The 24,408-nt window shown below is 43.6% G+C and carries 28 protein-coding genes and 1 pseudogene; 4 read left to right on the top strand and 25 right to left on the bottom strand.

The features are described from left to right. Positions 1-63 precede the first annotated feature (63 nt). Positions 64-378 (top strand): hypothetical protein, encoded by a 315-nt coding sequence (locus ABLT31_RS04250; protein WP_367749245.1) that lies wholly within the window; start codon positions 64-66, stop codon positions 376-378. A 392-nt stretch (positions 379-770) separates the two neighbouring features. On the opposite strand, the gene ABLT31_RS04245 is transcribed toward ABLT31_RS04250, so the two are convergent. From ABLT31_RS04245 to ABLT31_RS04225, 5 genes are all read right to left on the bottom strand, one after another. Beyond that, positions 771-1,553 (bottom strand): DUF2935 domain-containing protein, encoded by a 783-nt coding sequence (locus ABLT31_RS04245; protein ID WP_367749244.1) that lies wholly within the window; start codon positions 1,551-1,553, stop codon positions 771-773. Positions 1,554-1,870: 317 nt separating this feature from the next. Beyond that, positions 1,871-2,710, bottom strand: coding sequence for a hypothetical protein (locus tag ABLT31_RS04240; RefSeq protein WP_367749243.1), 840 nt, complete (start codon positions 2,708-2,710; stop codon positions 1,871-1,873). 201 nt (positions 2,711-2,911) lie between these two features. After that, a complete protein-coding gene (locus tag ABLT31_RS04235; RefSeq protein ID WP_367749242.1) occupies positions 2,912-3,112 on the bottom strand; it encodes a hypothetical protein in 201 nt (66 codons plus the stop codon). Next, on the bottom strand, positions 3,109-4,494 hold the full coding sequence (locus ABLT31_RS04230; RefSeq protein WP_367749241.1) for a sensor histidine kinase: 1,386 nt from the start codon (positions 4,492-4,494) through the stop codon (positions 3,109-3,111). The genes ABLT31_RS04235 and ABLT31_RS04230 overlap by 4 nt, the downstream gene beginning before the upstream one ends. After that, positions 4,487-5,191, bottom strand: coding sequence for a response regulator transcription factor (locus tag ABLT31_RS04225; RefSeq protein ID WP_367749240.1), 705 nt, complete (start codon positions 5,189-5,191; stop codon positions 4,487-4,489). Before ABLT31_RS04225 ends, ABLT31_RS04230 begins: the two co-directional genes overlap by 8 nt. Before the next feature lie 169 nt (positions 5,192-5,360). Here ABLT31_RS04225 and ABLT31_RS04220 point away from each other — a divergent pair, with 169 nt between their 5' ends. Then, positions 5,361-5,516, top strand: a complete 156-nt coding sequence (locus ABLT31_RS04220) for a PGF-CTERM sorting domain-containing protein (RefSeq protein ID WP_367749239.1) — start codon at positions 5,361-5,363, stop codon at positions 5,514-5,516. A gap of 217 nt (positions 5,517-5,733) precedes the next feature. Here ABLT31_RS04220 and ABLT31_RS04215 read toward each other — a convergent pair whose 3' ends face one another. The 7 genes and pseudogenes from ABLT31_RS04215 to ABLT31_RS04190 all read right to left on the bottom strand — a co-directional run bounded on the left by ABLT31_RS04215 (position 5,734) and on the right by ABLT31_RS04190 (position 9,261). Continuing rightward, positions 5,734-5,967, bottom strand: a complete 234-nt coding sequence (locus ABLT31_RS04215; RefSeq protein ID WP_462976462.1) for a four-helix bundle copper-binding protein — start codon at positions 5,965-5,967, stop codon at positions 5,734-5,736. A gap of 30 nt (positions 5,968-5,997) precedes the next feature. Beyond that, positions 5,998-6,081: pseudogene (locus tag ABLT31_RS38980) on the bottom strand (four-helix bundle copper-binding protein); the annotation flags it as partial. A 69-nt stretch (positions 6,082-6,150) separates the two neighbouring features. Beyond that, positions 6,151-6,333 carry a BREX system ATP-binding domain-containing protein gene (locus tag ABLT31_RS04210; RefSeq protein ID WP_367749237.1) on the bottom strand — a complete coding sequence of 61 codons (183 nt, stop codon included), beginning with the start codon at positions 6,331-6,333 and terminating at the stop codon, positions 6,151-6,153. Between the two features lie 45 nt (positions 6,334-6,378). Continuing rightward, complete coding sequence (locus ABLT31_RS04205; RefSeq protein WP_367749236.1) at positions 6,379-7,362, bottom strand: DMT family transporter; 984 nt, start codon at positions 7,360-7,362, stop codon at positions 6,379-6,381. Between the two features lie 11 nt (positions 7,363-7,373). Beyond that, positions 7,374-8,033, bottom strand: coding sequence for a GntR family transcriptional regulator (locus tag ABLT31_RS04200; protein WP_367749235.1), 660 nt, complete (start codon positions 8,031-8,033; stop codon positions 7,374-7,376). 325 nt (positions 8,034-8,358) lie between these two features. Continuing rightward, entirely contained in the window at positions 8,359-8,676 is a 318-nt protein-coding gene (locus ABLT31_RS04195) for a hypothetical protein (protein ID WP_367749234.1), read from the bottom strand. Positions 8,677-8,748: 72 nt separating this feature from the next. After that, positions 8,749-9,261, bottom strand: a complete 513-nt coding sequence (locus ABLT31_RS04190; RefSeq protein ID WP_367749233.1) for a DUF4188 domain-containing protein — start codon at positions 9,259-9,261, stop codon at positions 8,749-8,751. A gap of 176 nt (positions 9,262-9,437) precedes the next feature. Between ABLT31_RS04190 and ABLT31_RS04185 the strand changes: the two genes are divergently transcribed. Beyond that, on the top strand, positions 9,438-10,655 hold the full coding sequence (locus ABLT31_RS04185) for an esterase/lipase family protein (protein ID WP_367749232.1): 1,218 nt from the start codon (positions 9,438-9,440) through the stop codon (positions 10,653-10,655). Positions 10,656-10,821: 166 nt separating this feature from the next. Next, complete coding sequence (locus tag ABLT31_RS04180; RefSeq protein ID WP_367749231.1) at positions 10,822-11,448, top strand: FMN-dependent NADH-azoreductase; 627 nt, start codon at positions 10,822-10,824, stop codon at positions 11,446-11,448. A 62-nt stretch (positions 11,449-11,510) separates the two neighbouring features. Here the strand turns inward: ABLT31_RS04180 and ABLT31_RS04175 are convergent, their stop codons facing one another. The 13 genes from ABLT31_RS04175 to ABLT31_RS04115 all read right to left on the bottom strand — a co-directional run bounded on the left by ABLT31_RS04175 (position 11,511) and on the right by ABLT31_RS04115 (position 24,380). Beyond that, on the bottom strand, positions 11,511-12,044 hold the full coding sequence (locus ABLT31_RS04175; RefSeq protein ID WP_367749230.1) for a nitroreductase family protein: 534 nt from the start codon (positions 12,042-12,044) through the stop codon (positions 11,511-11,513). Between the two features lie 29 nt (positions 12,045-12,073). After that, positions 12,074-12,598, bottom strand: coding sequence for a DUF6306 domain-containing protein (locus ABLT31_RS04170; protein WP_367749229.1), 525 nt, complete (start codon positions 12,596-12,598; stop codon positions 12,074-12,076). A gap of 32 nt (positions 12,599-12,630) precedes the next feature. Further along, positions 12,631-12,870: an aminoglycoside 6-adenylyltransferase gene (locus ABLT31_RS04165; RefSeq protein WP_367749228.1), complete on the bottom strand. Its 240-nt coding sequence runs from the start codon at positions 12,868-12,870 to the stop codon at positions 12,631-12,633. Positions 12,871-13,101: 231 nt separating this feature from the next. Continuing rightward, on the bottom strand, positions 13,102-14,298 hold the full coding sequence (locus ABLT31_RS04160; RefSeq protein WP_367749227.1) for an acyl-CoA dehydrogenase family protein: 1,197 nt from the start codon (positions 14,296-14,298) through the stop codon (positions 13,102-13,104). 34 nt (positions 14,299-14,332) lie between these two features. Next, positions 14,333-15,304, bottom strand: a complete 972-nt coding sequence (locus tag ABLT31_RS04155; protein WP_367749226.1) for an electron transfer flavoprotein subunit alpha/FixB family protein — start codon at positions 15,302-15,304, stop codon at positions 14,333-14,335. A gap of 26 nt (positions 15,305-15,330) precedes the next feature. Continuing rightward, positions 15,331-16,095 (bottom strand): electron transfer flavoprotein subunit beta/FixA family protein, encoded by a 765-nt coding sequence (locus tag ABLT31_RS04150; protein ID WP_367749225.1) that lies wholly within the window; start codon positions 16,093-16,095, stop codon positions 15,331-15,333. Between the two features lie 44 nt (positions 16,096-16,139). Then, positions 16,140-17,288: an acyl-CoA dehydrogenase family protein gene (locus tag ABLT31_RS04145; protein ID WP_367749224.1), complete on the bottom strand. Its 1,149-nt coding sequence runs from the start codon at positions 17,286-17,288 to the stop codon at positions 16,140-16,142. Positions 17,289-17,301: 13 nt separating this feature from the next. Then, on the bottom strand, positions 17,302-18,150 hold the full coding sequence (locus tag ABLT31_RS04140; RefSeq protein WP_367749223.1) for a 3-hydroxyacyl-CoA dehydrogenase: 849 nt from the start codon (positions 18,148-18,150) through the stop codon (positions 17,302-17,304). A gap of 231 nt (positions 18,151-18,381) precedes the next feature. After that, on the bottom strand, positions 18,382-18,768 hold the full coding sequence (locus ABLT31_RS04135) for a hotdog fold thioesterase (RefSeq protein ID WP_367749352.1): 387 nt from the start codon (positions 18,766-18,768) through the stop codon (positions 18,382-18,384). A 117-nt stretch (positions 18,769-18,885) separates the two neighbouring features. Beyond that, positions 18,886-20,451, bottom strand: coding sequence for a class I adenylate-forming enzyme family protein (locus tag ABLT31_RS04130; protein ID WP_367749222.1), 1,566 nt, complete (start codon positions 20,449-20,451; stop codon positions 18,886-18,888). 300 nt (positions 20,452-20,751) lie between these two features. Beyond that, a complete protein-coding gene (gene fabG / locus ABLT31_RS04125) occupies positions 20,752-21,513 on the bottom strand; it encodes a 3-oxoacyl-ACP reductase FabG (protein WP_367749221.1) in 762 nt (253 codons plus the stop codon). Positions 21,514-21,525: 12 nt separating this feature from the next. Next, positions 21,526-22,689, bottom strand: a complete 1,164-nt coding sequence (locus tag ABLT31_RS04120; protein ID WP_367749220.1) for a thiolase family protein — start codon at positions 22,687-22,689, stop codon at positions 21,526-21,528. Positions 22,690-22,733: 44 nt separating this feature from the next. Next, positions 22,734-24,380 carry a long-chain-fatty-acid--CoA ligase gene (locus ABLT31_RS04115; RefSeq protein WP_367749219.1) on the bottom strand — a complete coding sequence of 549 codons (1,647 nt, stop codon included), beginning with the start codon at positions 24,378-24,380 and terminating at the stop codon, positions 22,734-22,736. Positions 24,381-24,408: the final 28 nt, after the last annotated feature.

Genomic DNA, 24,408 nt, shown 5'->3' with positions numbered 1-24,408 from the left:
GGATATGCAATCAAACAGACCGAATAAATCCTTAATATTAACCGGGAGGATTTACCCATTAAAATGGCGACAGTAGGCATTATTTCATTGGTGAGTATGTTAGTGCTTTGGATTCAGTTTTATTTCTACTTTTTCGAGGAACATGTCATCGAATTACGAATAGCAGGAATTTTTGTATCTTTGATATACTTAGTGGGCGGTGTAGTTGCCTTCAAAAAGCCTCTTATTTCATCCATTGTATTTGCATGCGGAAGTCAATTTTGTTTGTTAATGGTCGCTTTAAACGTTAAATATCAAGTTTTATTATTATGGGGGTTACTGCTATTAGGACTTGCTATTGCAAGTTATCTTAGCATCCTATCTAAAAAAGACAGATAAACAAACCAAAAACCCCTTCTGCTACGCTCAGAAGAGGGTTTTAGTCATGGAGGCTTACCTTACTTTCCATTATCATGTCCACCAAGAACATCACGCGATTTTCCTGATGCCGTAAGAGTTCACTACGCTCTTACATCAACATTTTATGTTCCAACTCATCTTTTCGAACTGGGCAAACGAGGATTATTATGCAATTCTGCCCGTTACCTCAACAACTAAGCCAAGGGATGGATGCTAAGCCCATTACCTTGCTAAATTCCGTTACATCAATAACGATTCCCGTTTACTTAACCAAAATTCCCCTTTAAATAAAAAAGCCTGTCGGGTTGTGACCGAAGGCGATTAAGAGGGATATCTTTCCTTAGATATTTAATTTTGAAAACAATTAGTGTTTATCTTAACCTTTCTTCAAGTCGCTCGATGATGGATAGAAACTTATTAGCTTCTCTTGTTACATGTGCAGCCAACCTTGGATGAATGATACTTCGGATTTGGCATTGTTCAATCAATCTTGTTGCTTGTCGTTTGAAGTTACGCAATTCAACTGTTGCTCCCTCAACTGTATTTAACGCCCTAAATGCTGATTCTCTGGTCGGTAGTTCAATATTTCTTGCTTGGAAAAGTAACTGGTCAAACTGTTGTCCGAATTGGTTTGCTTGACGAATAAGTCGATTTTCTGTGGGGTCAAGAAGGTGAGATATAAACTTGGAGTGTTCTGCCATAATTCGAAGGAAAAATACGTTTTCATCAATGATGTCATCACGAATAGGTTTTAGAATACCCTCATTAAGTTGTTGGAGTGTACGGAAAAAGTAAACCGCTTCCCTGCGAACATGGTCAACTAATAACGGAAAATTAAATCCTCGAATTCGACAGGTTACAATATCATTGAAGACCCTTTGTTTAAATGCAGCAATCCTTCTAGCAAGTGCGATACTGTCATTATTTAACTTTCGTACAAGAGAAGGTTCTGGGGGAGTACGTTGCGCACGTTCTAACTGGCGTTCAAAAATATCTTGAAATTCCCTTGCTTGCCTTATTAATTGTGTTGCAGTAGCTGGAAACCCTAATCTCAAGAAGAAAGCATGCTCCGCCATAATTTGTAGCCAAAATCGGTTTTCTTCCAATGACCTTCTAACAAATTGAGATTGTGGTAATTGCTTAACTTCGTCCAAGGATTTAGCTAATACGAGTTTACTCAACAATTTCACCGCTTTCCATCTAAAGTTTTATAACATACATTATGCGAATATCCTACTACATTGCTCTAGGTATTTTTCCTAGTTACAGGGAAGTAGGCATACTACCTTTACCAATAAAAACTCCCGACTTCTCTAAACGATTTGTAGGGGGTAGCTAATTCTGAATCTGCATTATTTTTAACAAATAAAATGAAATACAAATAAATGCGACAAAGAAAAAGACGTGTGTTTTTTTGCATCACACGTCCTCATTATTCCAGGATTTAATCCCTTTAGTAAAGTTATTCTCCTTACGGAACTTGAACCACAAAAGGGACCACAAACAGTTTATTTTCATGTTGGAACTGTCCCCAAATCTTATAAATCCCTCCCGTTGGGAATGATGTTTCAAACTTTGCATCCGGTCCAGTTGCTCTTTCTTCAAGAGGATGATTGTGAATGTACTTTTCAGCGTCAGCACTTAAAATAACTACATGCCCAATTGCCCCTAAATAGGGTTGAAGGTTGGTAATCGGTTCTTTTGTTGCCGCATCCTTGATGGTAAAAGTCATCGCTACTTCTTTTCCTGCTTGCAAATTGTCGAATGATAAAGTGACCTCTTTTCCTTCAACCGTTTTCGTTAAATTCTTTTCAGGTTCTAGCGGTTTTGGTGAAGGTGTATCTCCAGCTACTTTTATCCATTGGCTTTCTGTTTTTGCCTCGGCACCTTTAGGGATAAAGTCAGCGATTAATTTGTAATCACCACCTGCTGGAAACTGGGTCGTAATTTTAAACACCCCTTTTTCGGCATATTCGGGGTGAATGTGGTTAAAAAATGATAAATCTTTATTTACCACAATTAAGTGCATCTTTTTCTCATGACTAATTTCGAATTCTTCAATTGGTTTCCCTGTATTATCTTGAACTTGGATAGATATTTCTTCATCCTTTTTGCTTTCTGGTGATTGTTTACTTAAATTCCATACCACTTGAACCTGTGAAGTATTTGTTGAATCATGACCACCATGTTGTTCCTCTTGTTTGGGTTGTTCATGACCAGCGTGTTGGTCCGGTTGGTTAGCTTGGGTACACCCCGAAATTAACCCTATTGTAAGAAAAATTGCTGGAATAAATTTTAGATGCCTTTTCATACCCACACTCCCTTTCTTCTTGATGACAATACCCTTGATTATTTTTTACTGTGTTATTGCCCATAAGGAAATCCATAGCACCAGGAGCACAGCTGGGTAGCTATGTGCGGCAGGGATAAGCGCTGAAAGCATCTAAGCGTGAAGCCCCTCTCAAAATTTCCCATGGAGTTAATCCAGTAAGACCCCTTAGAGTCCAACTAATTACTGATTCTTTTTTCTTATATAAAACAAATAAAAACCACCAAACAAAAGTAAAGGAATAGCTGTCCACAAACAAACAGATATTAACGAATGGAAAAAGGCTCCCATTGAACTTCCCATCATTGCAGTTGGTGCCATTGAAAGACACAAAAGACCTAAAATAATCAAAATCCCCGCAATTAACCATTCTAAATGTCTCATTGTATTTTCTCCTCTGTAGGTACCGGAAACCTTATAGTAAAGGTCGTACCGACACCTATTGCACTATCTACGGTAATCGTTCCTCCTTGAATTTCAACTAACCTTTTGACAATAGCCAAACCTAAACCGGTGCCACCATATTCACGAGAGCGGGATTTTTCAACTCGATGAAATCGTTCAAATATAAAAGGCAATTCCTCTTCCGGTATTCCTATTCCTGAATCGCTCACTTGAATGATAACTTCGTGAGTTTCGGAATTAAGGTTAACAATAATCATACCATTTTCCGTATAACGAATGGCATTATCCAGTAAATTGATTAGGATTTGTTGCATGCGATAGCCATCCAAATACATAATAGGAGTATCGTCTTCGTTTAATTCAATCTTTATTTCTTTTTGCTCTGCTCGAAGTCTTACTTTTTCCAAGGCATTTTCGATAACCTCGGATAAATCAATCCATTCCAAAGTGAGAGCAATTTTACCTTCTTCAAGTTTGGATAAATCGAACAAATCATCAACTAGTCCCTTTAATCGATTGGTTTCATTGGTAATAATTTGGATGATTTGACTTCTTTCTTCGGGAGATTCGGGAATTTCATCGCTAAGCAATCGAATATACCCTTCAATGTAGGTAAGAGGAGTTCGTAGTTCATGCGATATATTTACGAAAAATTCTTTTCGCGTATCCTCGTACCTTTTCAAACTTGAAGCCAAATCATTTATAGCTTTAGCTAAGGAGCCTAATTCATCATTAGAATCCATTTTCACTCTTACACTCAAATCTCCTTTAGCCATAGTCCTCGCTGCTCGTTCCATAGTGAGCAGTGGAATGGAAAGCCTTCGAACCAAGATTACGGTAAAACCCAAGGCAAGTAATATCGCCCCAATACCGGTAAGGATAAGGACATTTCTAATCTGCGAAACAGAAGATTGAATATCTTCAGTAGAAGTAACCATTAAAACTGCTCCATTAAAATGCCCGTCATAAATGACCGGTTTCCCAACAAGAATAAAATCCGGTGAAATCCAATGATTTACAATTGAAGACCCTCTCATTAGCTTATCCCAATCGTCTTCTGAAAGCATGTCTTCAATATTTAGGGTTGTATTGGCTTTCGTGACCACTTGCTTTGACGAGTTAAGCAGAGCAACTCTATTGTTTGTCATCTCCATTGTGACAATGATGCTTGAAACTACTTCGGGGTTTTTATTTGAAGTAATCAGTTCGACTATTTTATCACTTTGTACGTCTAGATTTTGAACGGCTTTTTGATAGTAAAAAGTCGAAAAGACTTTATCAACGACATATCCAAGGGGAAACAGTACGACCAAGAGTAAAAAAATGATGGCTGAACCAAGCTTTAGGACGATGCTATTCATTTTTCTTTCCTTGTATTTTGTACCCTAATCCCCAAACGGTTTGAATCGGGTTAAAGGAGCAACCGGCTTTCTTAACTTTATCTCGAATATTTTTTACGTGCTGGTCAACTGTTCGGGTATCACCATAGAAATCAGAACCCCAAATTTGTTCCAATAGGATTTCCCTGTTAAAAGCCTTATTCGGATTCTTTGCTAACATAAAAAGCAGGTCGAATTCCTTCGGTGTAAGTAATAAAAGGTTGTCATTGACATATACCTCACGAGATTCCGGATTTATCGAAATTTCATCCATTTGAATAAGTTTCGATTTTTCATTGGTAGTCGGTACTGCCCTTCGCAAAAGAGCTTTTATTCTCGCAATAAACTCATCCTTATCGAACGGTTTGGTTAAGTAATCGTCTGCACCGAGATTTAACCCATATACCTTATCTTTTGTTTCATTCATTGCCGTCAACAACAAGATAGGTACATGGCTTCTTTCCCGGATGTAACTACAAACTTCCCAGCCATCTATTCCAGGCATCATCACGTCCAATATTATGAGATCAAATGACTGTTGTTTTACCTTTTCAATTGCCTCGGTTCCGGAAGCCGCTTCAATAATCTCCCACGGCTCCTTATTCAGATAAAACTTGATAAGGTTCCGCATATTCGGTTCATCATCGATAACTAAAATGTTTCTATTCGTTTGCACCATCAATCTGTCACCACCATAAATACTCATTCTTCAAACATTATAACCATAAGTTATGATGAAAGTATGAAGATACAAGATAATATTCGAATTCGAAGTTAGAATGGATGGAAATACTGTTCTTTAAAAGGAATACAGAAAGGACGAGATGAAATTGTGTATGGGGCAATGCATGGTAGGAATGATGGGTAATATGACCGGTTCTATGATGGCTGTAATGGGGTTATCTTTAGGATTTGGTATTGCACTAGGATTAGCAGCATTAGCTGGAACTTTTTATTTAATCTGGCGTTTTGTTCGGGCTATTGAAACCCGTAATAAATCCTAATGATAAAAAAGTGAAGGGATAAGAGAATGCGTGATTTTTGGTGGTATATAACGAATGCGGTAATTGGAATTGGATTAAGTATTATCATTTTAGCAGTCTCTTCGCTAATTCTTTGGATTGTTTTAAGACCAGTTTATGTTCTATTTGAAAACAAAAAGAAGGTAAACGGAAAGTGATATTGCAAGGTATAAAAAAGGCGCAAATTGCGCCATTAAGGTTATACTGCCATCTTACGGCATTCTTCAGCACATCTACGACATTGGGCAGCGCATTGCTGACAGTGCACATCTTGAAACCTCTCACACTCCGTTGCACATGCATCGCAAATCGTAGCACAGAGGTTACAAATTTGCTTGGCATACATGCTGTTTCTAGACATGAATTGAGCCGCCATAGAGCAAATATCAATACAATCGCGAAGCAGATTAATGCAATGTGTTCTGGCTTGCACATCCGGTTCTTTCAAGCATGAACTTAGACATTCTTCGCATGCTTGCATACACTTGTTGCAGGTATCAATACATGTTTGAAATTGTTGTACTGTCGAGTCAATTACTGCTGGCATATTCGAACTCCTTGTTATAACGTATTTGAGTTTAACACCCACCAATATCTTCTGATATGCATTTTAATTTTATACTCCTGCAACTATGTTTTTACCAATTATTCTGGACGAACCTTTTTCAACCGTATCTAAATCATTAAAAATTTGTGTTGCTTCTTCTTTACGACCTACCATGATGTATTCCAAACCACGATTAGGAACGACTCCACCCGCTAAGGAATTTAAAATCGCCATGAATCTTTTTATCTTCACGAATCTAACAAGCCATCACATTATGGCGACTTCAGCTTTTTGATGTTATAGGGCCACCTTCGTTGATTTCTCCGCCGATGGCTGGATGGGATTCCTAACATGTGAGACGTAGCTATGCAAAATCATCCCGACAATCACGAGCAGCATCCCTATCCACGACAAGCTGGAAGGAAAAGGACTCGCGAGAACTATGATTTCACCCGCGACTGCAAATAGAACCTCCATCGATTGAGTGGCTTCTACTGCTGCTAGCTTCTGCATATTGCCTCTGGCCATATCCGTAGCCCGGAAGAAAAGAACAGTAGCGGTGACTCCAGAGCAAATGGCAACGAGAACAGACTGAGTAATTTGCCCTTGGCTAGGCATGCCCACCGTAAACAAACCATAGGCGGAAAGGATAATCCAAAGCGGCAAGCTGGCTATCGTCATGCCTAACACACGCTGAAAGGTATCCAAACGTCCTTCACATACTTCCATCATTTTTCGATTGCCAAGCGGGTAAGCAAAGGAAGCAATCACAATTGGCAAAATACCTAACCATACATCTTGGGAAGAAAGTTGATTCGCCTGTTCCACCTGCATCAGTGCCACACCCAAAAGTATAATGAGGGACATTGCCAGGCCCTTGACAGGGATCTTTCCTCTAAGCCTGACCGTTCCCTTGGCCGTTTGCACCGTTTCATAAAAAAGCGGGACAAGCAGAGATCCAGAAATGATCGTAATCTGCCATGTCCCCGCCATGAGCCATCCAGGTCCATAGGCAGCAGCAAAGCAAAGCGGAGCGTAAAAGAGACCGAACCCGACAAAACTCCATAACATCCAGGCACCCGGCCGTTGTTTCATTTCCTGAAAAAGGGGGCGCAAATTTTTCCTCGTCATTACCAGCAGCAAAAGCAAAGGAACCATAAAAAAATACCGCAGCGAAGCACTCCAGATCCAGCTTCCGCCGGAGAGTTCCATTGCCCTATTTAACACAAATGTAAAAGCAAAAAAGAAAGCAGAACAAATCCCTAAATAAAGGGGACGCAATTAATTTCACCTCAATCTTTCTGTTGGGTCAGCAATTCGCCAAGGCTTAGCCAATTTTCTTCGACAAGGCGGGCCACTTCTTGGCTTTCCCGGCTTTCACAAGCAACTATAATCTGATGGTGTTGTTCGACGGATTTCAACCCTTTAATCGAACCAAATTGCGCAATCTCCAGCCGATGAACCTTCGGTACAATGCGCTCCAAAGCCATCTTGATTTCCGGATTTCCTGCAACTTGGATAAAAACATCATGAAACGACTCATCGGCTTCGATCGCTTCAATAATATCTTTTTTTTCAAGCGATTTTTTCAAGCGGTCGTTGCTAACCCTTAGTTGTTGTATATCTGAGTCTTCTATCATCGGAACCGCCAGTCGAGCCGCCAAAGCGTGCAATGCAGCAACGACTGTAAAGGCATGTTTGGCCTCTTCCGGTTTTAATCGCGTAACACGGGTAGCAGAACCAGGAATAGATTCGACAAGTCCTTCATCCTCCAGCCGCTTTAGCGCCTCTCGAACAGGGGTACGGCTTATTCCAAACTCTTCGGCCAATTCCTTGTCATTCAAACGCTGGCCTGGCTCAAACTCCAACAGCATAATTGCTTTTTTTAACGTTTGGTACACTTCATCCCTAAAAGACAATCGTTGAATCGGTTTAATTCTATTTTTCTCCATAAAACCAATATATCGCATTTTGGTTGTGAAATAAAGAGTGAAATGAAATGAGATGACACCGTCTAATAGCCGAGATTAACAGGAGAAAGTCCGACTATTTTTAAAGATGGGGATTTTTTAACTAAAATAAGCGGAGAAATTCCGGTTATTTCTCTAAAACACTGAAGAAAATCATGATTTTGAGATTTAGCCGGAAAAACTCCGCTTATTTTTCACTTTTTCAGTCTAAACGGACGAATAGTTGGGAAAAACTCCCGTCATCATCCAGACCCCTGAAAATTCAACCTATTGTTAATCGACAGTCTCGAATCTACGCCTATTATCCTCAAACCAAGAGAAACGAATCATTTTTCACCCATCTTCCGCCTTCATCTGTACTGCGGTAGAACATCGTGGCAGAACGTAGAGCTCCGCGGACCGCTTCATCGGCAGAAGAAAAGCTATTTTCCACAGCCACGTCAGGATCGACGTTATCCGCTCCTCTGTAGGCGTGGCTCAACTCATGAAAATAATGACCATATCGATTTTTTAGTATTTTAATTTCAATTTCCTTGCCGTCAATTCTAGCCTTTAATAGGTGGACAATCTCATAAACAGCTTCAATGTCAGCATGAATATTTTCCAGTCCGTTCAAATTCAACATGGTAAGCTTCTCCATTTCCTTTTTTATAGGAATCCCCCTTCTCGCCATATTTTATCCCGCCAGAAAGGTTTTTCACGCATCCATAGGATTGGGCGGTGTTGGAGCTGCAGGTTCATTATTTCCTCCCATGCGTCGTCTGGATGTTTCCATTTTACCAACGGCTGGAACATGTGCTGAAACTTTAGCCAAACCAAACTTGGGCATATTTCCGTATATACATTCATACTGCCCGGACTGAATAATATACGTTTCATGGTATATGCCGACTGTCCCGTCTGTTCCCACCGATTTATTGAAATTTTTCCATGCCTCTAAGTGAATTCCTCCTCGCGCATATTTTTCAAGTTGTTCATACGACCTCCAATACTGAATCAAATTAATCCCACGCCAATTTAGGAACGTTTCCGCTCCCAAAAATCCTAATTCAGGATTCTGATAGAGTTCTCTTATCATGGGCCCCATCGCCTTTCCCACCGGCATCCATTTATGTACTGCCCATAGGCGATTGATTCTCATGCCTATAATAAAAACAACAAAAGGGCCTTCTATTTCTGCTGCATATCTTCCTGCAATCACCTTTCCCATATTCTTTCACCTCTCATGTCATATAAGAAAGTATATTCTTCCCATGATTGCTATACCCCTCTATGGCAAGGAAAGAAAACTTGGATGATTAAATATAGGACTTTAATAACAAAATCTACCATTTTATAACTGCAAGCTCCTTTTCTGTGTTATCCTTTTCCTTGGGGGTGGAAAAGATGCCCATTTGGGAAAAGTGGAAAGAAAAAATACATAAATGGCTGTTTAAAAGACAACCCGAACAAGAAGTGGTTCCAGAATCTTGCTCCTCGCCGCTTGCAAAGCTTGTCTCTTATGAGGTCTTAGACAGGCACTCAGATAGCCGGTTTTGGAGCTGGACGGAAAGGATCGGCGGAAAGCACTCCCGTTTAAGTCAAGAAAAATTCATTCCGGAAATAGAGTGGAGGGATGAAGAAATTGTCCGTCATTTCCAATCATCAAGACCCTCCTCATGCGAAGTTCTTCTCCATTATTTGTCACCTGCTAAGCAATCCACTGCGAACCCCATTCTGCTCATTCATGGAGCCGGCCATCACGCTAATCTAGCCTGGTGCGAATCCGCTCAGCAGGAAAAAGGGTTAATTTATACTTTGCATTCCTCAGGCAGAGACATTTTTGCTGTCACCTTTGCCCACCCTCATGGGGATAATTGGCAACAAGCCATACAATTATCCAATGTAATCCATCGAATCAAAGGAATCGTTCAAGCGGAAAAAATTGATGTAGTTTCCCACAGTAAGGGCGGAATCGCGGCCTGGTTATACCTATCCGGGCTCTGCCAGTCCTTTGGTGCACCTTATCAGGGGGAGGTAGAGCGGTATTTCATGCTTGGCACGCCAAACCGTGGCTTGGATTTCCCTTTTCGGAACGTGGCAGCCAATTGGTCGGTTGTAGAATTGGGGATTAATGCACCGATTGCATGTGATTCAATGCTGTACTATGGACGCTACATTGACACAACCGAACGCAGCCTATACAACGGCAGCGCGTTTCCCGGTTCGTCCCAGCTGCTTATGCGCTGGGACGAACGGTACCCCGTCAATACCCAAGCCAAAACCTTATACTATGGGGGACAAAATCTTTTTCTTCATTCAAGGGGAATCAATGCCGCTATCATGGACGGCGGCCATTTAATGGAGACCTTGCTCAAGTCCCCAATTGATCCAGATATTAAGATCCATGCTTTAGCTGGCAATAACGCCTATTTTCAAGGAATCAAGGGCGAACAGGACGGAGATAGCGATGGATTAGTCTTTGTGGAGAGCGTACTTTTCACGGAGGGGATTGCCTCGGACCCTAAACAGGTGCTGCGAAAAGATGTATTGCCTCTTAACCATTTGGAACTGCTTTATCACCCTGTTGCCTATCAATGGATTCTAAAGGGATTAACAGAATAACCTCATTGAGTTTCGTGCGGTTGTTCCTCCCAGAACATATCAATTTGACAGCTTATTGATACTTGAATACAATGTAAACATAACAACAATTGTTATAACAACTTATTTTTTTGAGAAAAAGTTGCTATAACAACTCTATAACAAAAAAACAGAGGAGAACCAAATTATGGCTAAAGTTCTATTCATTAAAGCAAATTCTCGTCCCATCGAGCAGGCAGTAAGCGTCAAGCTTTATGATGCATTCCTTAACAGCTATAAGGAGTCCCATCCCCAGGATGAAGTAATAGAGCTTGATCTTTTCAAGGAAAACTTACCATACTACGACACAGATAAAATTAACGGAATGTTTAAACTGTCCCGCGGCATGGAATTGACTAAAGAAGAAAAGGAAGCAACTGATATCGTCAACAAATACTTGGATCAATTCCTTTCCGCTGATAAAGTAGTTATTGCCTTCCCGCTTTGGAACTTCACGGTTCCTGCTGTACTGCATACGTATATTGACTATTTAAGCCAAGCGGGAAAAACCTTCAGCTATACACAAGAAGGACCCATTGGTTTACTCACAGACAAAAAGGTGGCTCTCTTAAATGCAAGAGGAGGCGTTTACTCCGAAGGTCCAGCCCAATCTGTAGAAATGGCCGTGAAATTTGTAACGTCAGCACTCGGATTCTGGGGCGTGAAAGACATCACCACTGTTATTGTAGAGGGGCATAATCAATTCCCTGACAAGGCGGAAGAAATTATTGCAGAAGGAATTCAAAAAGCAGCAACAGCAGCAATTACCTTTTAGTTTTCAAAAGGGGCTAAAAACGGCTTTAAGTTATTTGCCGAAGCAGCCCCTTTTTTCATGCCTTATTCCGTTTCCCCAAACGAATGGTAAAAGATAACTTTTTCTCGCGGATACATGTCTTTAGAAGCTGGATTTTCCTTCGGATAACCTAAGCCGAGTATGGCCAACACTTGCCTATCGCTCGGTATATGCAGGGCGCTCCGTACATAACTCTCCCTTTTATCGGATTCCTGAGGGTCCTGGGTATGATGAATTGCCCCGAATGCCAGACCTATTCCCAGCTCAACCGCTCTGAGCCAAATATAGCCACATGCGATGGAAGCATCCTGAATCCAGTATTTGCTCACATCAGGCAATCCAGTCACAACAATGGCAGCTTGGGCGCGGTTAAGCCAGGATACATAAGGCGTCGCTTTGGATAGGTGGTCCAAAGCCTCCCTGTCCGAAACTAAAATGAACTCTCGAGAAGGTAGATTATTTCCGGATGGAGAGAGGTAGGCAGCATCTAACAATTCCTCTATTAATTCTGCAGAAATCTTTTTTTCATCAAAATTAGTAATTTCACGCCTCAGACATATCGCTTCGTGCACATTCATCTGACAGCAACCTCCCGTATTAATCATAATTACAGATGAGTGTTCATATGCTCAATATTCTGTTCATGTCTTCGCTTCATTTCCAGCAGAAAATCTTTGGTTTTTGCGTCCATTCCGTATGAAAGCGCATCATCAATTTTCCTTGCTACCCAAGCCTGTCCCTTATTCAGCAATTCAAGCTTTTCCCTTAGTGTCGGCAAGGATTTGACCTTATCTGCAAAATCCCCAACCTGCTTGCCCAACACTCCTCCTTCACGCTGAATCGCATGTATGAGCCCGCTGCAGCTCCATGCTTCATCCTCCCTCACCTGTTGGAAGGAAGCCTCCAACCCAGCCGATGGAAAAGCTTTAAGCAAATAGTCCAATGTAACGACTCCAGACTTCTCCGCTTCAAGCAGACGATTCAGGATTTCAATTAGCTGGTCGTTTTCCTTGCATTCAAAACATAAAATGTTCCCATTCTCCAATATAATGCCGTTAAAAAATCCGTCGGTACAGTAAACATCCTTTTTGCAACGAATACAAGACCCTACTTGTTCTTTCAATTTTTCCATCCCCTCCCTATGAAGGTATAAAGTGGCTCTTATTACTCTTTTCTCGATTCAATTGATATTCCCTTCCCAACTCCTGTTATTCTAGTAATAAAGATTCGCTGAGAATTCAAAAGGAGAGGAGAAATGTAGATAGATGTGGGATTAATCACATCAGTCTTTTTAGGCCTATATGGTTTTAAGGACACGATAAATACGATGTCGTAGTCCTGAAATATATCTCGGGGTGCATTCAGGTTGGCACGTGATCCATATGAGATCCACTTGTTTCCCATTTTAATCTTCCAGGATTTGTTTTCTGTCCCTGCTTGAGAATGACATGATCACGCCTCCTTCTATCCATTCTGATTCATTTGAAACAAAGAAAAAAGACCACAATATACACTATGGTTAAATCCATAATGTAGTGCAGTCTCTTATTCCCTACCGACATATTAGCTTGGATCCAATAGCACAAAATTGGAAAAACGATGTACACCAAGGCATACACCGTTTTTTACCGTTCATTACTCCTCAAAAGGCCAAGAAGGAAGCATCTGAGTCAATGGTTTATCTTCCCGATATCCTAATGCATATTCCCCTTGCATAACCGTGTGGATTTCACGAGTTCCTTCGTAAATGACAGGTGCTTTGGAGTTTCGCAGGAAACGCTCTACCGGGTATTCATTGGAATAACCGTATGCCCCATGGATTTGAACCGCATCATTCGCCGCTTCGAAGGCCGCATCGCATGAGATCCACTTTGCCATCGAGGTCTCCCTGGTATTGCGCTTTCCTTCATTTTTCAACCAACCCGCACGGTAAACCAACATGCGGGAAATATCCAAATTAGCTGCCATTTTCGCAATCATTTGTTGGACCAGTTGGTGTTTTCCTATTTCCTTCCCAAATGTCTGGCGTTCATGGCAATATTTCACACTCGCTTCCAAACAAGCATTGATTAAGCCACAAGCGCCGGCAGCTACAGTAAATCGGCCATTATCCAAAGCTGACATGGCAATTTTAAACCCTTCCCCTTCTTCACCGAGACGATTCTCCACAGGAACACGGACTTCTTCCAAGAATACTTCTCCCGTATTGCCAGCACGAATCCCCAATTTCCCTTTAATGGCTTTCGTCGTTACTCCTGGGAAGGTCCGTTCTACGATAAAGCAGCTGATGCCATGATGTTTCTTATCCTTGTCCGTTTTGGCGAAAATGAGGAAATGGTCTGCCACATCACATAAGGAAATCCATGTTTTTGAGCCATTTAGGATATACTCGTCCCCTACTCGCCTTGCAGTAGACAGCATGGCGGCTACGTCTGAACCCGCATTGGGTTCAGTCAAGCCGAAGGCCGCCACTTTTTCCCCTCGAGCTTGTGGTGTCAAATACTTTTCCTTTTGAAACTCATTTCCCCATTGCAGAAGGGTCATGCTATTCAGACCGGTATGCACAGACACGGCCGTCCGAAAAGCCGTATCCCCCCGTTCCAACTCATCGCAAACGATCGCAAGCGTATTATAGTCCATCCCAGCGCCGCCATATTTTTCGGGAATACAAACCCCCATTAGCTCTAATTCCGCTAATCGTTTGAGAATATTGTGTTCAAAGTGACCCTTCGCATCCCATTCCTGGATATAAGGGTTAATTTCCCGATCAACGAAAGTACGGACCATTTTGCGGACAGCTTCTTGTTCTTCAGATAAGGCATAATTTAACATGATGTTTCCCCCTTTAGACTATTAGATTAAATGGTTAGACAGTTACCAAAGCTTTTTTAAATTCTTCTGTCAACAATGGAACGACCTCAAAAAGATCTCCTACGATTCCGTAGTCGGCTACTTGAAAAATCGGCGCTTCCGGGTCTTTATTGATGGCAACGATAATTTTAGAATTTGACATGCCGGCCATATGTTGAATGGCACCTGAAATGCCGCAAGCAATATATAATTCCGGCGTGACCACTTTCCCTGTCTGCCCGATTTGCAAAGAGTAATCGCAATAATCAGCATCACAAGCACCGCGTGATGCTCCCACTGCTCCCCCCAGAACTTCCGCCAGTTCCTGAAGCGGCTTGAATCCATCTTTGCTTTTTACCCCGCGGCCACCCGAAATAATGACCTTGGCTTCACTTAGATCGACCCCGCTGGCGGTTTTTCTGACGATTTCTTTCACAATGGTTCTTAAATCTTTAATCTCCGGCCGGAAGGAAACAATCTCCGGATGTCCAGGCTTTTTTATGGTCTCGAAGTTATTTGGTCGTAAGGTCGCAAACACTTTACCTTGGTTAACGGCCTTCTTTTGGAAGGCTTTACCTGAATATATCGGTCTGGTAAAGATAATGGAACCATCCACCAATTCTATGCCTGTGCAATCTGAAATCAAACCTAACCCTAATCTAGCGGCTGCTCTTGGAGCAACATCTTTCCCGATAGCGGTATGCCCCATGAAAATCACATCCGCTTGAACTTCCTCAATCAGCTGACATAAAGCCTGGGTATGAGCATCGGTGTTATAAGTGGAAAGAGCTTCATCCTCCACTAAATAGACCTTTTCAGCACCATATTGGCTTATTTCCTGAACATAACCGGATACTCCGGAACCTATCAGCGCAGCAACGACTTCCCCTCCTTGTGCCGCCTGTTGAGCTGCCGTTAACGCTTCAAAAGAGACATTGCGCAGCTTTCCGCCTTTACTTTCTGCAATCACAAGAACTTTTTTACTCATTTTATTGGTCCTCCTTAATAGAGTAATTAGACTACTTTTGCTTCCGTACGAAGTAATTGAACAAGCTCACTAACCTGTTGCTTGATTTCCCCATCCAAAACTCGACCTGCTTGCTTCTTTGGCGGCAAATATTGCTCCAGAACCTTGGTTCGAACGGTTAGCTCCTCCTCGGATAGACCCATGTCCCCAACCGACAAACGGTTAAGCGGCTTTTTCTTCGCTTTCATAATCCCTGGCAGAGATGGATACCGAGGCTCGTTCAGACCCTGTTGAGCCGTCGCCAAGAAAGGAAGATTGACTTCTATAATTTCTGCGTCCCCTTCCACATCCCGTTCTACCGTCGCCTTACTTCCTTCAAGAGATAGTTTGGTAATGGTAGAAACATGAGGCATGCCCAGTTCTTCCGCAACCCGGATGGCAACCTGTCCGGCTCCGGAGTCCACTGCCATATTGCCTCCAAGGATTAAATCGTATTTCTCTCCTTTGATGGCAGCTGTAATCAATTTGGCCAGAGTAAACTCATCCGCTTCATCCTCTAATTCGATAAAAATCCCTTTGTCCGCTCCCATAGCCAGTGCTGTTCTCAGGGAGCTTTCTGCCCTGGAAGGTCCTACCGTCAATACGGTTACTTCTGCTCCTGTATCTTCTTTAATTTTTACGGCCTCTTCTACCGCGTACTCATCATACGGATTGAGGATAAACTCCACTCCGTCCTCATTGATCTTCCCGTTTTGGATCACGATCTTCTCCTCTGTGTCAAAGGTCTGCTTCACTAACACTAAAATATTCATGTTCTGACATCCTCCTGTTTCTTTAAATCTATTAATCTATGGATTTACAGATATTCATGTTTCAATTGAACGGCAATAATATTCTTTTGAATTTCGGATGTTCCTTCATAGATCTTGGTAATCCTGGCATCGCGATAGAAACGTTCGATCGGGAATTCAGAGATATAGCCGATGCCTCCATGAATTTGAACCGCTTTATCCGCCACGCGGTTATAGACTTCGGATCCCAGCAGCTTGACCATCGCTGCGTCTTTAATGACCTTCATGTCTTGATCCACCATCCAAGCCACCCGATACATCATCCAGCGCAGAGATTCAATATCTGATGCCATCTCGGCCAAATAATGCTGGATAATTTGCTGTTCGAAAATCGGTTTGTCAAACTGGATCCGCTCATGGGCATGCTTGATCGACATCTCTAGTAATTTTTCACTGGAACCAAGATTCCGCGCCGCCAAACCGGCACGGCCGTTAGCCAAAATCTTGAGAGCATTCACATACCCTTGCCCTTCTTGCCCTAACACATTTTCTGCCGGCACTTCGCAATCCTCAAAAAATAATTCAGCCGAATGAGAGCCTCGAAGCCCCATTTTCTTTTCTAATGTCCCAACATGAAATCCGGGAAAATCCTTCTCTACAATAAAGGAAGTAATCCCCTTGGCTCCCTTTGACGGGTCGGTTACAGCCATGACTGTAAAAACATCCGCAATCGGTGCATTGGTGATATAATGCTTGCTCCCATTCAAGATATATTTATCCCCTTTTCTTACTGCGGTTGTCTTTAAATTGGTCGCATTCGACCCGGCGCTAGGCTCCGTTAAGGCAAAGGCGCCAATCCATTCCCCGCTGGCCATCGGCGGCAAATACTTCTGCTTCTGGGCTTCATTTCCCATTTCCACAATCCCTACCGAGCCGATCCCCGTATGAGCCCCTATGACAGTGGTATAACCATTGTGAGTCTTTCCCAATTCCTCATAGACCGCACACTTCCCGATCATGCCAATTCCCAGACCGCCGTACTCTTCAGGGATGCTTAGGCCGAACAAGCCCATTTCTTTTGACATATTCAAAATCTTTTGTGGGATTTCGTCCTTCTCCTCAATTTCCATGGCATACGGCTCAACTTCATGTTGAACAAAGTCTCGAACATTTTGTTGTAACAGTTTAATCTCTTCAGAAAGTTCAAAATTCATTCCTCAGACTCCTTTATCTGTAATCATAAAAGCCTTGTCCAGACTTTCTTCCCAAACGGCCAGCCTTCACATATTTAATTAAGAGTGGGGATGGTCTATACTTTTCCCCTAGATTCTTGTATAAATATTCCATATTTCGAAGACGGCTATCAAGCCCGACTAAATCTGCCAATTCCAACGGTCCCATGGGGTGATTGAGGCCTAGTTTCATGGCTTTGTCGATATCTTCTGCGGAAGCCACGCCTTCCATTAACATGTTCATCGCTTCATTTCCTATCAAGCAATTCATTCGGCTTGTGACAAATCCAGGGAATTCATTCACCTCTACCGTTTGCTTGCCCATTTTTTCAGCCACTTGCCTGACAGTCCCGACTGTATCATCTGAAGTATCCAATCCCCGGATAATTTCAACCAACTTCATTTTCTGAACCGGATTAAAGAAATGCATTGCCACGCATTGACCGGGCCGGCTGGTGGAAGCTGCTATTTCTGTAGGGCTCATCGTAGATGTATTGGTTGCGAGAATGGCATTCAGGGGGGCATATTCATCCATCTGCCTGAAGATTTCAATCTTTAACTCCATCAATTCCAGAACAGCTTCTATGACAAGATCAGCCTTTTTTACCGCTTGTGCCAGATCTGTCGTATAGGAGATTCTTTCTAGTGCCGCATCCCGCTGTTCACCGTGTATGACTCCCTTTTCCACGCTCTTTCCCAGTTCCGCAGCCATATATTGTTTTGCTTTTTTTAAGGCTTCTTCTGAAAGGTCCTGCAGTTGAACCTGAAAACCTGCCAGAGCAGAGGCATAAGCAATTCCTCTCCCCATGGTACCGCTGCCAATAACAGCAATATTCTCTACCATCCTCTAGCTCCATCTCCTTTTTCTCTTCCATCATCAATTACTGATTGGTCGCTACACCTATATCTAAGCAATTATCATGCCAACTCCAAGACATGCAGGACATCGGCGTGTGACTTCGTTGTAATACAAATTTGATTTATTATTTTTTACAAGTCTTATTTATGACAATTTATTTTTGTATTACTGATTCATTCTTGAATTGGTTTAATAGGGTTTCTCAAATGAACACTCCTACTTAGCGATGACTGCTATCGTACAACGAGAAATGCAAATCAACTTTTCATCTTCATCTGTAATTTTGATATCCCAGACCATTGTAGACCGCCCTTTGTGAAAAGGCGCAGCGGTTGCCTTGACAACGCCATCTCTCTTACTCCGAATATGGTTTGCATTGATTTCCAATCCTACTGGGCTAAATCTTTGGGGGTCTATATTCATTGCGGTCGCCATGGTCGCTGCCGTCTCCGCTAATGCGACCGATGCCCCTCCATGTAAAATACCGACTGGTTGCTTCGTTTTCGGTCCTACAGGCATAGTCATTACCACACAGTCTGGCGTGAGTTCCACATATTCAATCTCGAGTTCTCCAATAAGAGTATTTTGGATCCGAGATCGCATTTGTTCAGCAAATGACTCCTTATCCTCCATACCATATAAAGCTAACACTTCTTGAGCCACGAACATTCCAATCTGCCTCCTCAATTCCTCGTTTTTAATACACTTAATCTAAAATCATTAATGTATCGACCGTGCGGCATCCTGCCAGTAAGGCTGACGAAGCGCTTTTTTATCAATCTTACCGTAAGCGGTTAGCGGGAGTTCGGAGAGGAATTTAATTTCCTTCGGCTGCTTATATTTAGCCAGATTTTCTTTACAGAATTGCAAAATCCCTTCCTCCGAAGGAGGATTGTCAGGGTCAGGAATAATTACGGCCATCACCTTTTCGCCCCAATCGATATGCGGGATACCAATCACTGCTACTTGGCGGACACCCGGAACCTGCTGGATCGCATTTTCCACTTCAGTACTATAAACGTTCATTCCACCAGAAATAATCATATCCTTTTTGCGGTCCAATAAATAAACATACCCATCTTCATCCATCTTGCCTACATCTCCAGTGTGCAGCCAACCATCCATTATCGTTTCCGCCGTTTTATCCGGAAGCTTGTGATACCCTTCCATCACAAATGGCGCCTTCACGCAAATTTCTCCTTGTTCCCCGCGAGGAACTTCTTCTCCCTTGTCGTTAATGATTTTGACTTGGGACATTAATGGCGGGGTTCCGCAGCTGCGCAAGCGGTGGATTTTATCCGGCTCCAGGCTGTGGTCAGCTTTCGTCAAGCGTGTGACAAAATTCGGAGCCTCGGTCAGTCCGAAAAATTGATAGAAAACTTGTCCGAACATTTTCAACCCTTGCTTTAGCCTTTCCTCCGTAATCGGGGCAGCTCCATACATGATAGTCCGGATGGAGGAAATATCAAATGAAGTTTGCTTCAGTACATCCAGCACGCGATAGATCATCGTAGGAACCATAAAGGTAAAGGTGACCCGCTCCTGTTCAATGAGTCGGAGGGTCTGTACAGGATCGAATTTGGCACCAACAATATGGGTAGCCCCTTTAACCAATCCGGTCATTATATACCGCCCGGCACTATGAGGAAGCGGTGTCATTGCCAGAATAATATCCTGATCGTTGATGCCCAATTCAATGATATGGCAGATAAGATTCATCACTTGGTTTTGCTGCGTTTGCACAATTCCCTTTGGCGACCCGGTCGTCCCCCCCGTATAGCCAATGAGTGCCCGGTGATGGGGTTTTACGTTCACCATCGGATCCTTATCTGGCATGCCCTGCAAAAACTGATCCCATGGAATAAAGCCCGGGGGTGCCGAATTGGACAAAGCAATCACTGTTTTTAAGTGGGGAAGCTGCTCGCGGATCTTAGCTATGATAGGGTAAAAACAAGAATCGACAACAGCTGCCTTGGATTCCGAGTTTTGCAGGATATACAAAATTTCTTTTTCCCCTAACATATCATTCAGTGGTACTTTGGTAGCCCCTGCCTTCAAGATGGCGATATCTGTCACTGGAAATTCGATGCAGTTGGACATAAGCATCGCTACGGGATCTTCCAGACCGATTCCGCTGCGAATCAAGCCGTGCGCTAGTCTGTTCGCCTGGAGGTTCAACTGGTCATAGCTCATTTCTTTTCCATCGCATTTGACAGCGATCTTGCTTCCGAAAAAGGGGAGAGCTTTGTTATACATATCCTTCAGTACAAAATCAAATTGACCCATTATAAATCCTCCTTTAATTTTGTTGTAAAACCAACTAATATTTTATAAACTGCTAGGTTGTCTCAAAAGTTGGTCCATCAAGACGATTTAACGGGAAAATCGAGACTGTCAATTAATTAGTAGTTAACCGGAGAAACTCCGACTATTTTGCTCAAAACAGCAAAAAAAGGGGCTCAATAATCCAAATAGACGGAATAAATCCGGTTATAGACGCCTAAATCTCAGAAAATACAGGTTTAACCGGATAATCTCCGTCTATTCAGTTGCCCCCACGGCGCAGGTCTATGGATAATGTATTCGTTACGCCTTCGGTCCTCCCGCTACGTAGATCACCTGTCCGCTCACAAACGAGGATTCCTCCTGGGCGAAAAAGGCAATCGCGTTGGCAATATCCTCCGGCTTACCGCTGCGTCCTACCGGGATGTTTGTGATCCGGCTCTTGACCATATCATCAAAGTCGATCCCCATCCGCGATGCCGTTGCACGCGTCATTTCGGTTTCAATAAAACCCGGCGCTACCGCGTTTACTGTAATTCCGTATTTTCCAAGCTCAATGGCAAGCGTTTTGGTAAAGCCTTGCAGTCCCGCTTTTGCCGTGGCATAATTGGCCTGTCCGCGATTCCCGAGTGCCGAAGTAGAGGAAATATTAATAATCCTTCCGTATTTTTGCTGGACCATATACTTTTGAACGGCCTTGCTGCAGTAGAAGGCCCCTTTCAAGTGGACATCCATCACCGTATCCCAATCAGCGTCGGTCATCTTAAACAACAAGTTATCCCGAATGACACCGGCATTATTGACAAGGATATCGATACGGCCATACCGGCTGATCACTTCTTCCATGGCCCCTTCCACATCACTCCGATTAGTAACATCCGCTTTCAAAGTAATCAAGCAGTAAGCCTCTTTCGACAGTTCATGAAAAGATTCACTTAATCCCTGTTCGTCAATATCGATCATGCATACGCTTGCTCCCTCTTCTGCCAATCTCCTTACCGTGGCCTTGCCAATTCCCCGGCTGGCACCAGTGACGACCGCAACCCGCTTGGCAAATCTTGACATGGAACTCCCTCCTTATCTTTCTAGAATAAGTGCAATGCCTTGTCCACCGCCGATGCATGCCGTGACCAGACCGCGCTTGATATCTCTGCGTTTCATTTCATAAGCCAATTTCATCACCAGCATGCCTCCCGTTGCCGCTATTGGATGGCCGTGGGCGATTGCGCCTCCATTGACATTCACTTTTTCCAGGTCCAAGTGAAGTTCACGATCGCAGGCTAGCACTTGACTGGCAAACGCTTCGTTGAGTTCTATCAAATCAATATCATCCATCGTTAGCCCGGCAGCGGCCAACACCTTACGGGTAGCTGGAACAGGTCCGATACCCATAATGTTTGGATCCACTCCGGCAACCGCCCAGTGCGCTACTCTTGCCAATGGTTCAAGTCCTCTGCGTTCCGCTTCCTGTTCGGACATCAACACAAGGGCGGAGGCGCCGTCATTCACGCCCGAGGAGTTGCCGGCAGTGACGGATCCTCCCTGCCTAAAGGCTGGTGCAAGTTTAGCCAATCCTTCCGGTGTAGTTTCCGGGCGCGGATGCTCATCTGTGCTGAAAAAGGTCGTATTGCCCTTTTTGTCCTTCATCGGTACGGGTACGATCTGCTCATTGAATAATCCCTGCTGCATTGCGTGGTGCATCTTCTGTTGGCTTCTCAGCGCGAATGCGTCCTGTTCCTCTCGGGTGATTCCATATTGTTCTGCCAAATTTTCAGCGGTAATTCCCATTGGAGGATCACCAATATGGTCCGGAGACAATTGCCTGCGTACAAATTTGGGAGGCATGCGGTCAAAGGCTTGACCCGGCGGTTCTAACAGATAAGGAGATCTCGTCATGCTCTCCGTTCCCCCGGCTACGAAAATCCTTCCGCTTCCTGCCTTGATCGCTTGTGCAGCCAACCCCACGCTATTAATCCCGGATCCGCACTGACGGTCAATCGTGATTCCAGGCGTTGATAACGGCAATCCTGCCTGCAGTAGAGATAAGCGGGCAATGTTGCCCCCGCCGCCTAAACAGTTGCCAAAAATGACGTCATCGACTTCTTCCCCTGCTATCTGTGCCCGTTCTAGTGCTTCTTTAATTACCAACCCGCCATAGATGGACGGATGGATATCCTTTAGAGCCCCTCGCATCTTGGCGATCGGCGTTCTGACCGCCGATACGATTACAGCTGCACCCATGTTATACTCCTCCTTCATCTGTTTCCTTCTGTATTACTTCGACTTCACTTTCTTTCAGAAGCGATTGTTGTCCCTCTTGGCGCTTCTCCTACTACTTTCGATTTTTCCAATTCTTCTTCTACCAGACTGCGCCTCAAAATTTTTCCGACGTTTGTTTTCGGCAGTTCATCCTTGAATTCTACGATTCTTGGAACCTTGTATTTGGCGATTCTCTCTTTGCACCAATCGATGATGTCCTGTTCGCATACTTGCATACCTTTTCTGCGAACAATCGCCACCTTCACCGTCTCTCCTCGGTACGGATCCGGAACGCCGAACACGCAAGCCTCTTCTACTGCCGGATGCTGATAGATCACATCCTCCACTTCGATCGGATAGATATTGTATCCGCCTGCTATGATCATTTCTTTTTTCCGCCCGACGATATAGAAGTATCCTTCTTCATCCATCGTGGCGATATCTCCCGTATACAGCCAGCCACCGCGCAAGTTCAATGCTGTTTCCTCCGGCCTCTTCCAGTAGCCTTTCATGACCTGCGGACCTTTAATTATCAATTCACCTGGTTCACCGGGCGGAAGCTCGATCGAACCGGTCTCCAAATCAACAATTTTGCAATCCGTATTGGGGATCGGCAGGCCGATGCTGCCGGGCTTTCGCTGTCCCCTGATCGGATTGCGGTGGGTAACAGGCGATGTCTCGGATAAGCCGTATCCTTCCATGATCCTTGTCCCCGTTTTCCGTTCATACTCATGCATGACCTCCATTGGCATGGGCGCGGAGCCGCTGTTGCACACCTTGATGCAATCCAACCCGCTCGAACTGGAGTCGGGATGGTGCAGCAAAGCGATATACATCGTCGGCACTCCCGGGAAAAAGGTCGGCTGGTGCTTACGAATCAGCTCCAAAGTATGATTGATCTTAAAGCGCACGGAACAAATAATCGTTGCCGCTGCATAAATCCCTATATTCATTGCACTAGTCATTCCGTACACATGAAAGAAGGGTGAAATGCTGAGCAGTCTTTCCCCCGGACGTTCAAAGACCCCTCCGGAAAAGGTAAAGCTCTGAACCACATTGCTGACCAGATTCGAGTGCGTGAGCATGACCCCTTTCGAGCGTCCAGTCGTGCCACCCGTATATTGCAGGACCGCCAGGTCCTCCAGCGGATCGATGTCCAACACAGGCAGTTCACCTTGAGCATCTGAAATCAAGCGGTAAAAATCATACTCATGCTGGTCTCCCAAGGTATTTACCCAGATCAGGACGAGTTGGGTATCAAGCCCAATTTGCTCCAGTTTTTCTTTTTGCTCAGCGTGTCCGATAAACCACTTGGCCTCTGAATCCTGCAGTATGTATTCCAACTCGGATTGCTTGTACATCGGATTCACCTGGACTACTAAACCGCCTAGCCGTTGGATGCCAAAATAAGAAATGATATATTCCATGCAGTTGGGCAGCATGACCGCAATTTGATCACCCTTCCGAAAGCCGAGCTGATAGAGCGCCAATGCAAAGCGGTCAGCCGCATCCTTCAATTGTCGGTAGGTTAATTCCTTATCGCCGTCAATGATTGCCTTATATTCTGGAAAATCCTTCACTGTATTCTCCAGTAATTGATATAGGGACATTGATGGCAGATCAATTTCATGCGGAACGCCTTCTGGATAAAATTGATACCAAGGCCTATCCAATACAACTCGCTCCTTTATTCGTTTTTCT

The organism is Ammoniphilus soli (genome assembly GCF_040813775.1).
The sequence above is the reverse complement of the archived record's forward strand: the minus strand, read 5'-3'. Positions and strand labels throughout refer to the sequence as shown.

What these genes read in the sequence shown, in the direction of transcription:
- ABLT31_RS04250 (WP_367749245.1), top strand. Translation starts at nt 64, where the DNA reads ATGGCGACAGTAGGCATTATTTCATTGGTGAGTATGTTAGTGCTTTGG.
- ABLT31_RS04240 (WP_367749243.1), bottom strand. Translation starts at nt 2,710, where the DNA reads ATGAAAAGGCATCTAAAATTTATTCCAGCAATTTTTCTTACAATAGGG.
- ABLT31_RS04235 (WP_367749242.1), bottom strand. Translation starts at nt 3,112, where the DNA reads ATGAGACATTTAGAATGGTTAATTGCGGGGATTTTGATTATTTTAGGT.
- ABLT31_RS04230 (WP_367749241.1), bottom strand. Translation starts at nt 4,494, where the DNA reads ATGAATAGCATCGTCCTAAAGCTTGGTTCAGCCATCATTTTTTTACTC.
- ABLT31_RS04225 (WP_367749240.1), bottom strand. Translation starts at nt 5,191, where the DNA reads ATGGTGCAAACGAATAGAAACATTTTAGTTATCGATGATGAACCGAAT.
- ABLT31_RS04220 (WP_367749239.1), top strand. Translation starts at nt 5,361, where the DNA reads ATGGTAGGAATGATGGGTAATATGACCGGTTCTATGATGGCTGTAATG.
- ABLT31_RS04200 (WP_367749235.1), bottom strand. Translation starts at nt 8,033, where the DNA reads ATGGAGAAAAATAGAATTAAACCGATTCAACGATTGTCTTTTAGGGAT.
- ABLT31_RS04195 (WP_367749234.1), bottom strand. Translation starts at nt 8,676, where the DNA reads ATGTTGAATTTGAACGGACTGGAAAATATTCATGCTGACATTGAAGCT.
- ABLT31_RS04190 (WP_367749233.1), bottom strand. Translation starts at nt 9,261, where the DNA reads ATGGGAAAGGTGATTGCAGGAAGATATGCAGCAGAAATAGAAGGCCCT.
- ABLT31_RS04185 (WP_367749232.1), top strand. Translation starts at nt 9,438, where the DNA reads ATGCCCATTTGGGAAAAGTGGAAAGAAAAAATACATAAATGGCTGTTT.
- ABLT31_RS04180 (WP_367749231.1), top strand. Translation starts at nt 10,822, where the DNA reads ATGGCTAAAGTTCTATTCATTAAAGCAAATTCTCGTCCCATCGAGCAG.
- ABLT31_RS04175 (WP_367749230.1), bottom strand. Translation starts at nt 12,044, where the DNA reads ATGAATGTGCACGAAGCGATATGTCTGAGGCGTGAAATTACTAATTTT.
- ABLT31_RS04170 (WP_367749229.1), bottom strand. Translation starts at nt 12,598, where the DNA reads ATGGAAAAATTGAAAGAACAAGTAGGGTCTTGTATTCGTTGCAAAAAG.
- ABLT31_RS04165 (WP_367749228.1), bottom strand. Translation starts at nt 12,870, where the DNA reads ATGGGAAACAAGTGGATCTCATATGGATCACGTGCCAACCTGAATGCA.
- ABLT31_RS04160 (WP_367749227.1), bottom strand. Translation starts at nt 14,298, where the DNA reads ATGTTAAATTATGCCTTATCTGAAGAACAAGAAGCTGTCCGCAAAATG.
- ABLT31_RS04155 (WP_367749226.1), bottom strand. Translation starts at nt 15,304, where the DNA reads ATGAGTAAAAAAGTTCTTGTGATTGCAGAAAGTAAAGGCGGAAAGCTG.
- ABLT31_RS04150 (WP_367749225.1), bottom strand. Translation starts at nt 16,095, where the DNA reads ATGAATATTTTAGTGTTAGTGAAGCAGACCTTTGACACAGAGGAGAAG.
- ABLT31_RS04145 (WP_367749224.1), bottom strand. Translation starts at nt 17,288, where the DNA reads ATGAATTTTGAACTTTCTGAAGAGATTAAACTGTTACAACAAAATGTT.
- ABLT31_RS04140 (WP_367749223.1), bottom strand. Translation starts at nt 18,150, where the DNA reads ATGGTAGAGAATATTGCTGTTATTGGCAGCGGTACCATGGGGAGAGGA.
- ABLT31_RS04135 (WP_367749352.1), bottom strand. Translation starts at nt 18,768, where the DNA reads ATGCGATCTCGGATCCAAAATACTCTTATTGGAGAACTCGAGATTGAA.
- ABLT31_RS04130 (WP_367749222.1), bottom strand. Translation starts at nt 20,451, where the DNA reads ATGGGTCAATTTGATTTTGTACTGAAGGATATGTATAACAAAGCTCTC.
- fabG (WP_367749221.1), bottom strand. Translation starts at nt 21,513, where the DNA reads ATGTCAAGATTTGCCAAGCGGGTTGCGGTCGTCACTGGTGCCAGCCGG.
- ABLT31_RS04120 (WP_367749220.1), bottom strand. Translation starts at nt 22,689, where the DNA reads ATGGGTGCAGCTGTAATCGTATCGGCGGTCAGAACGCCGATCGCCAAG.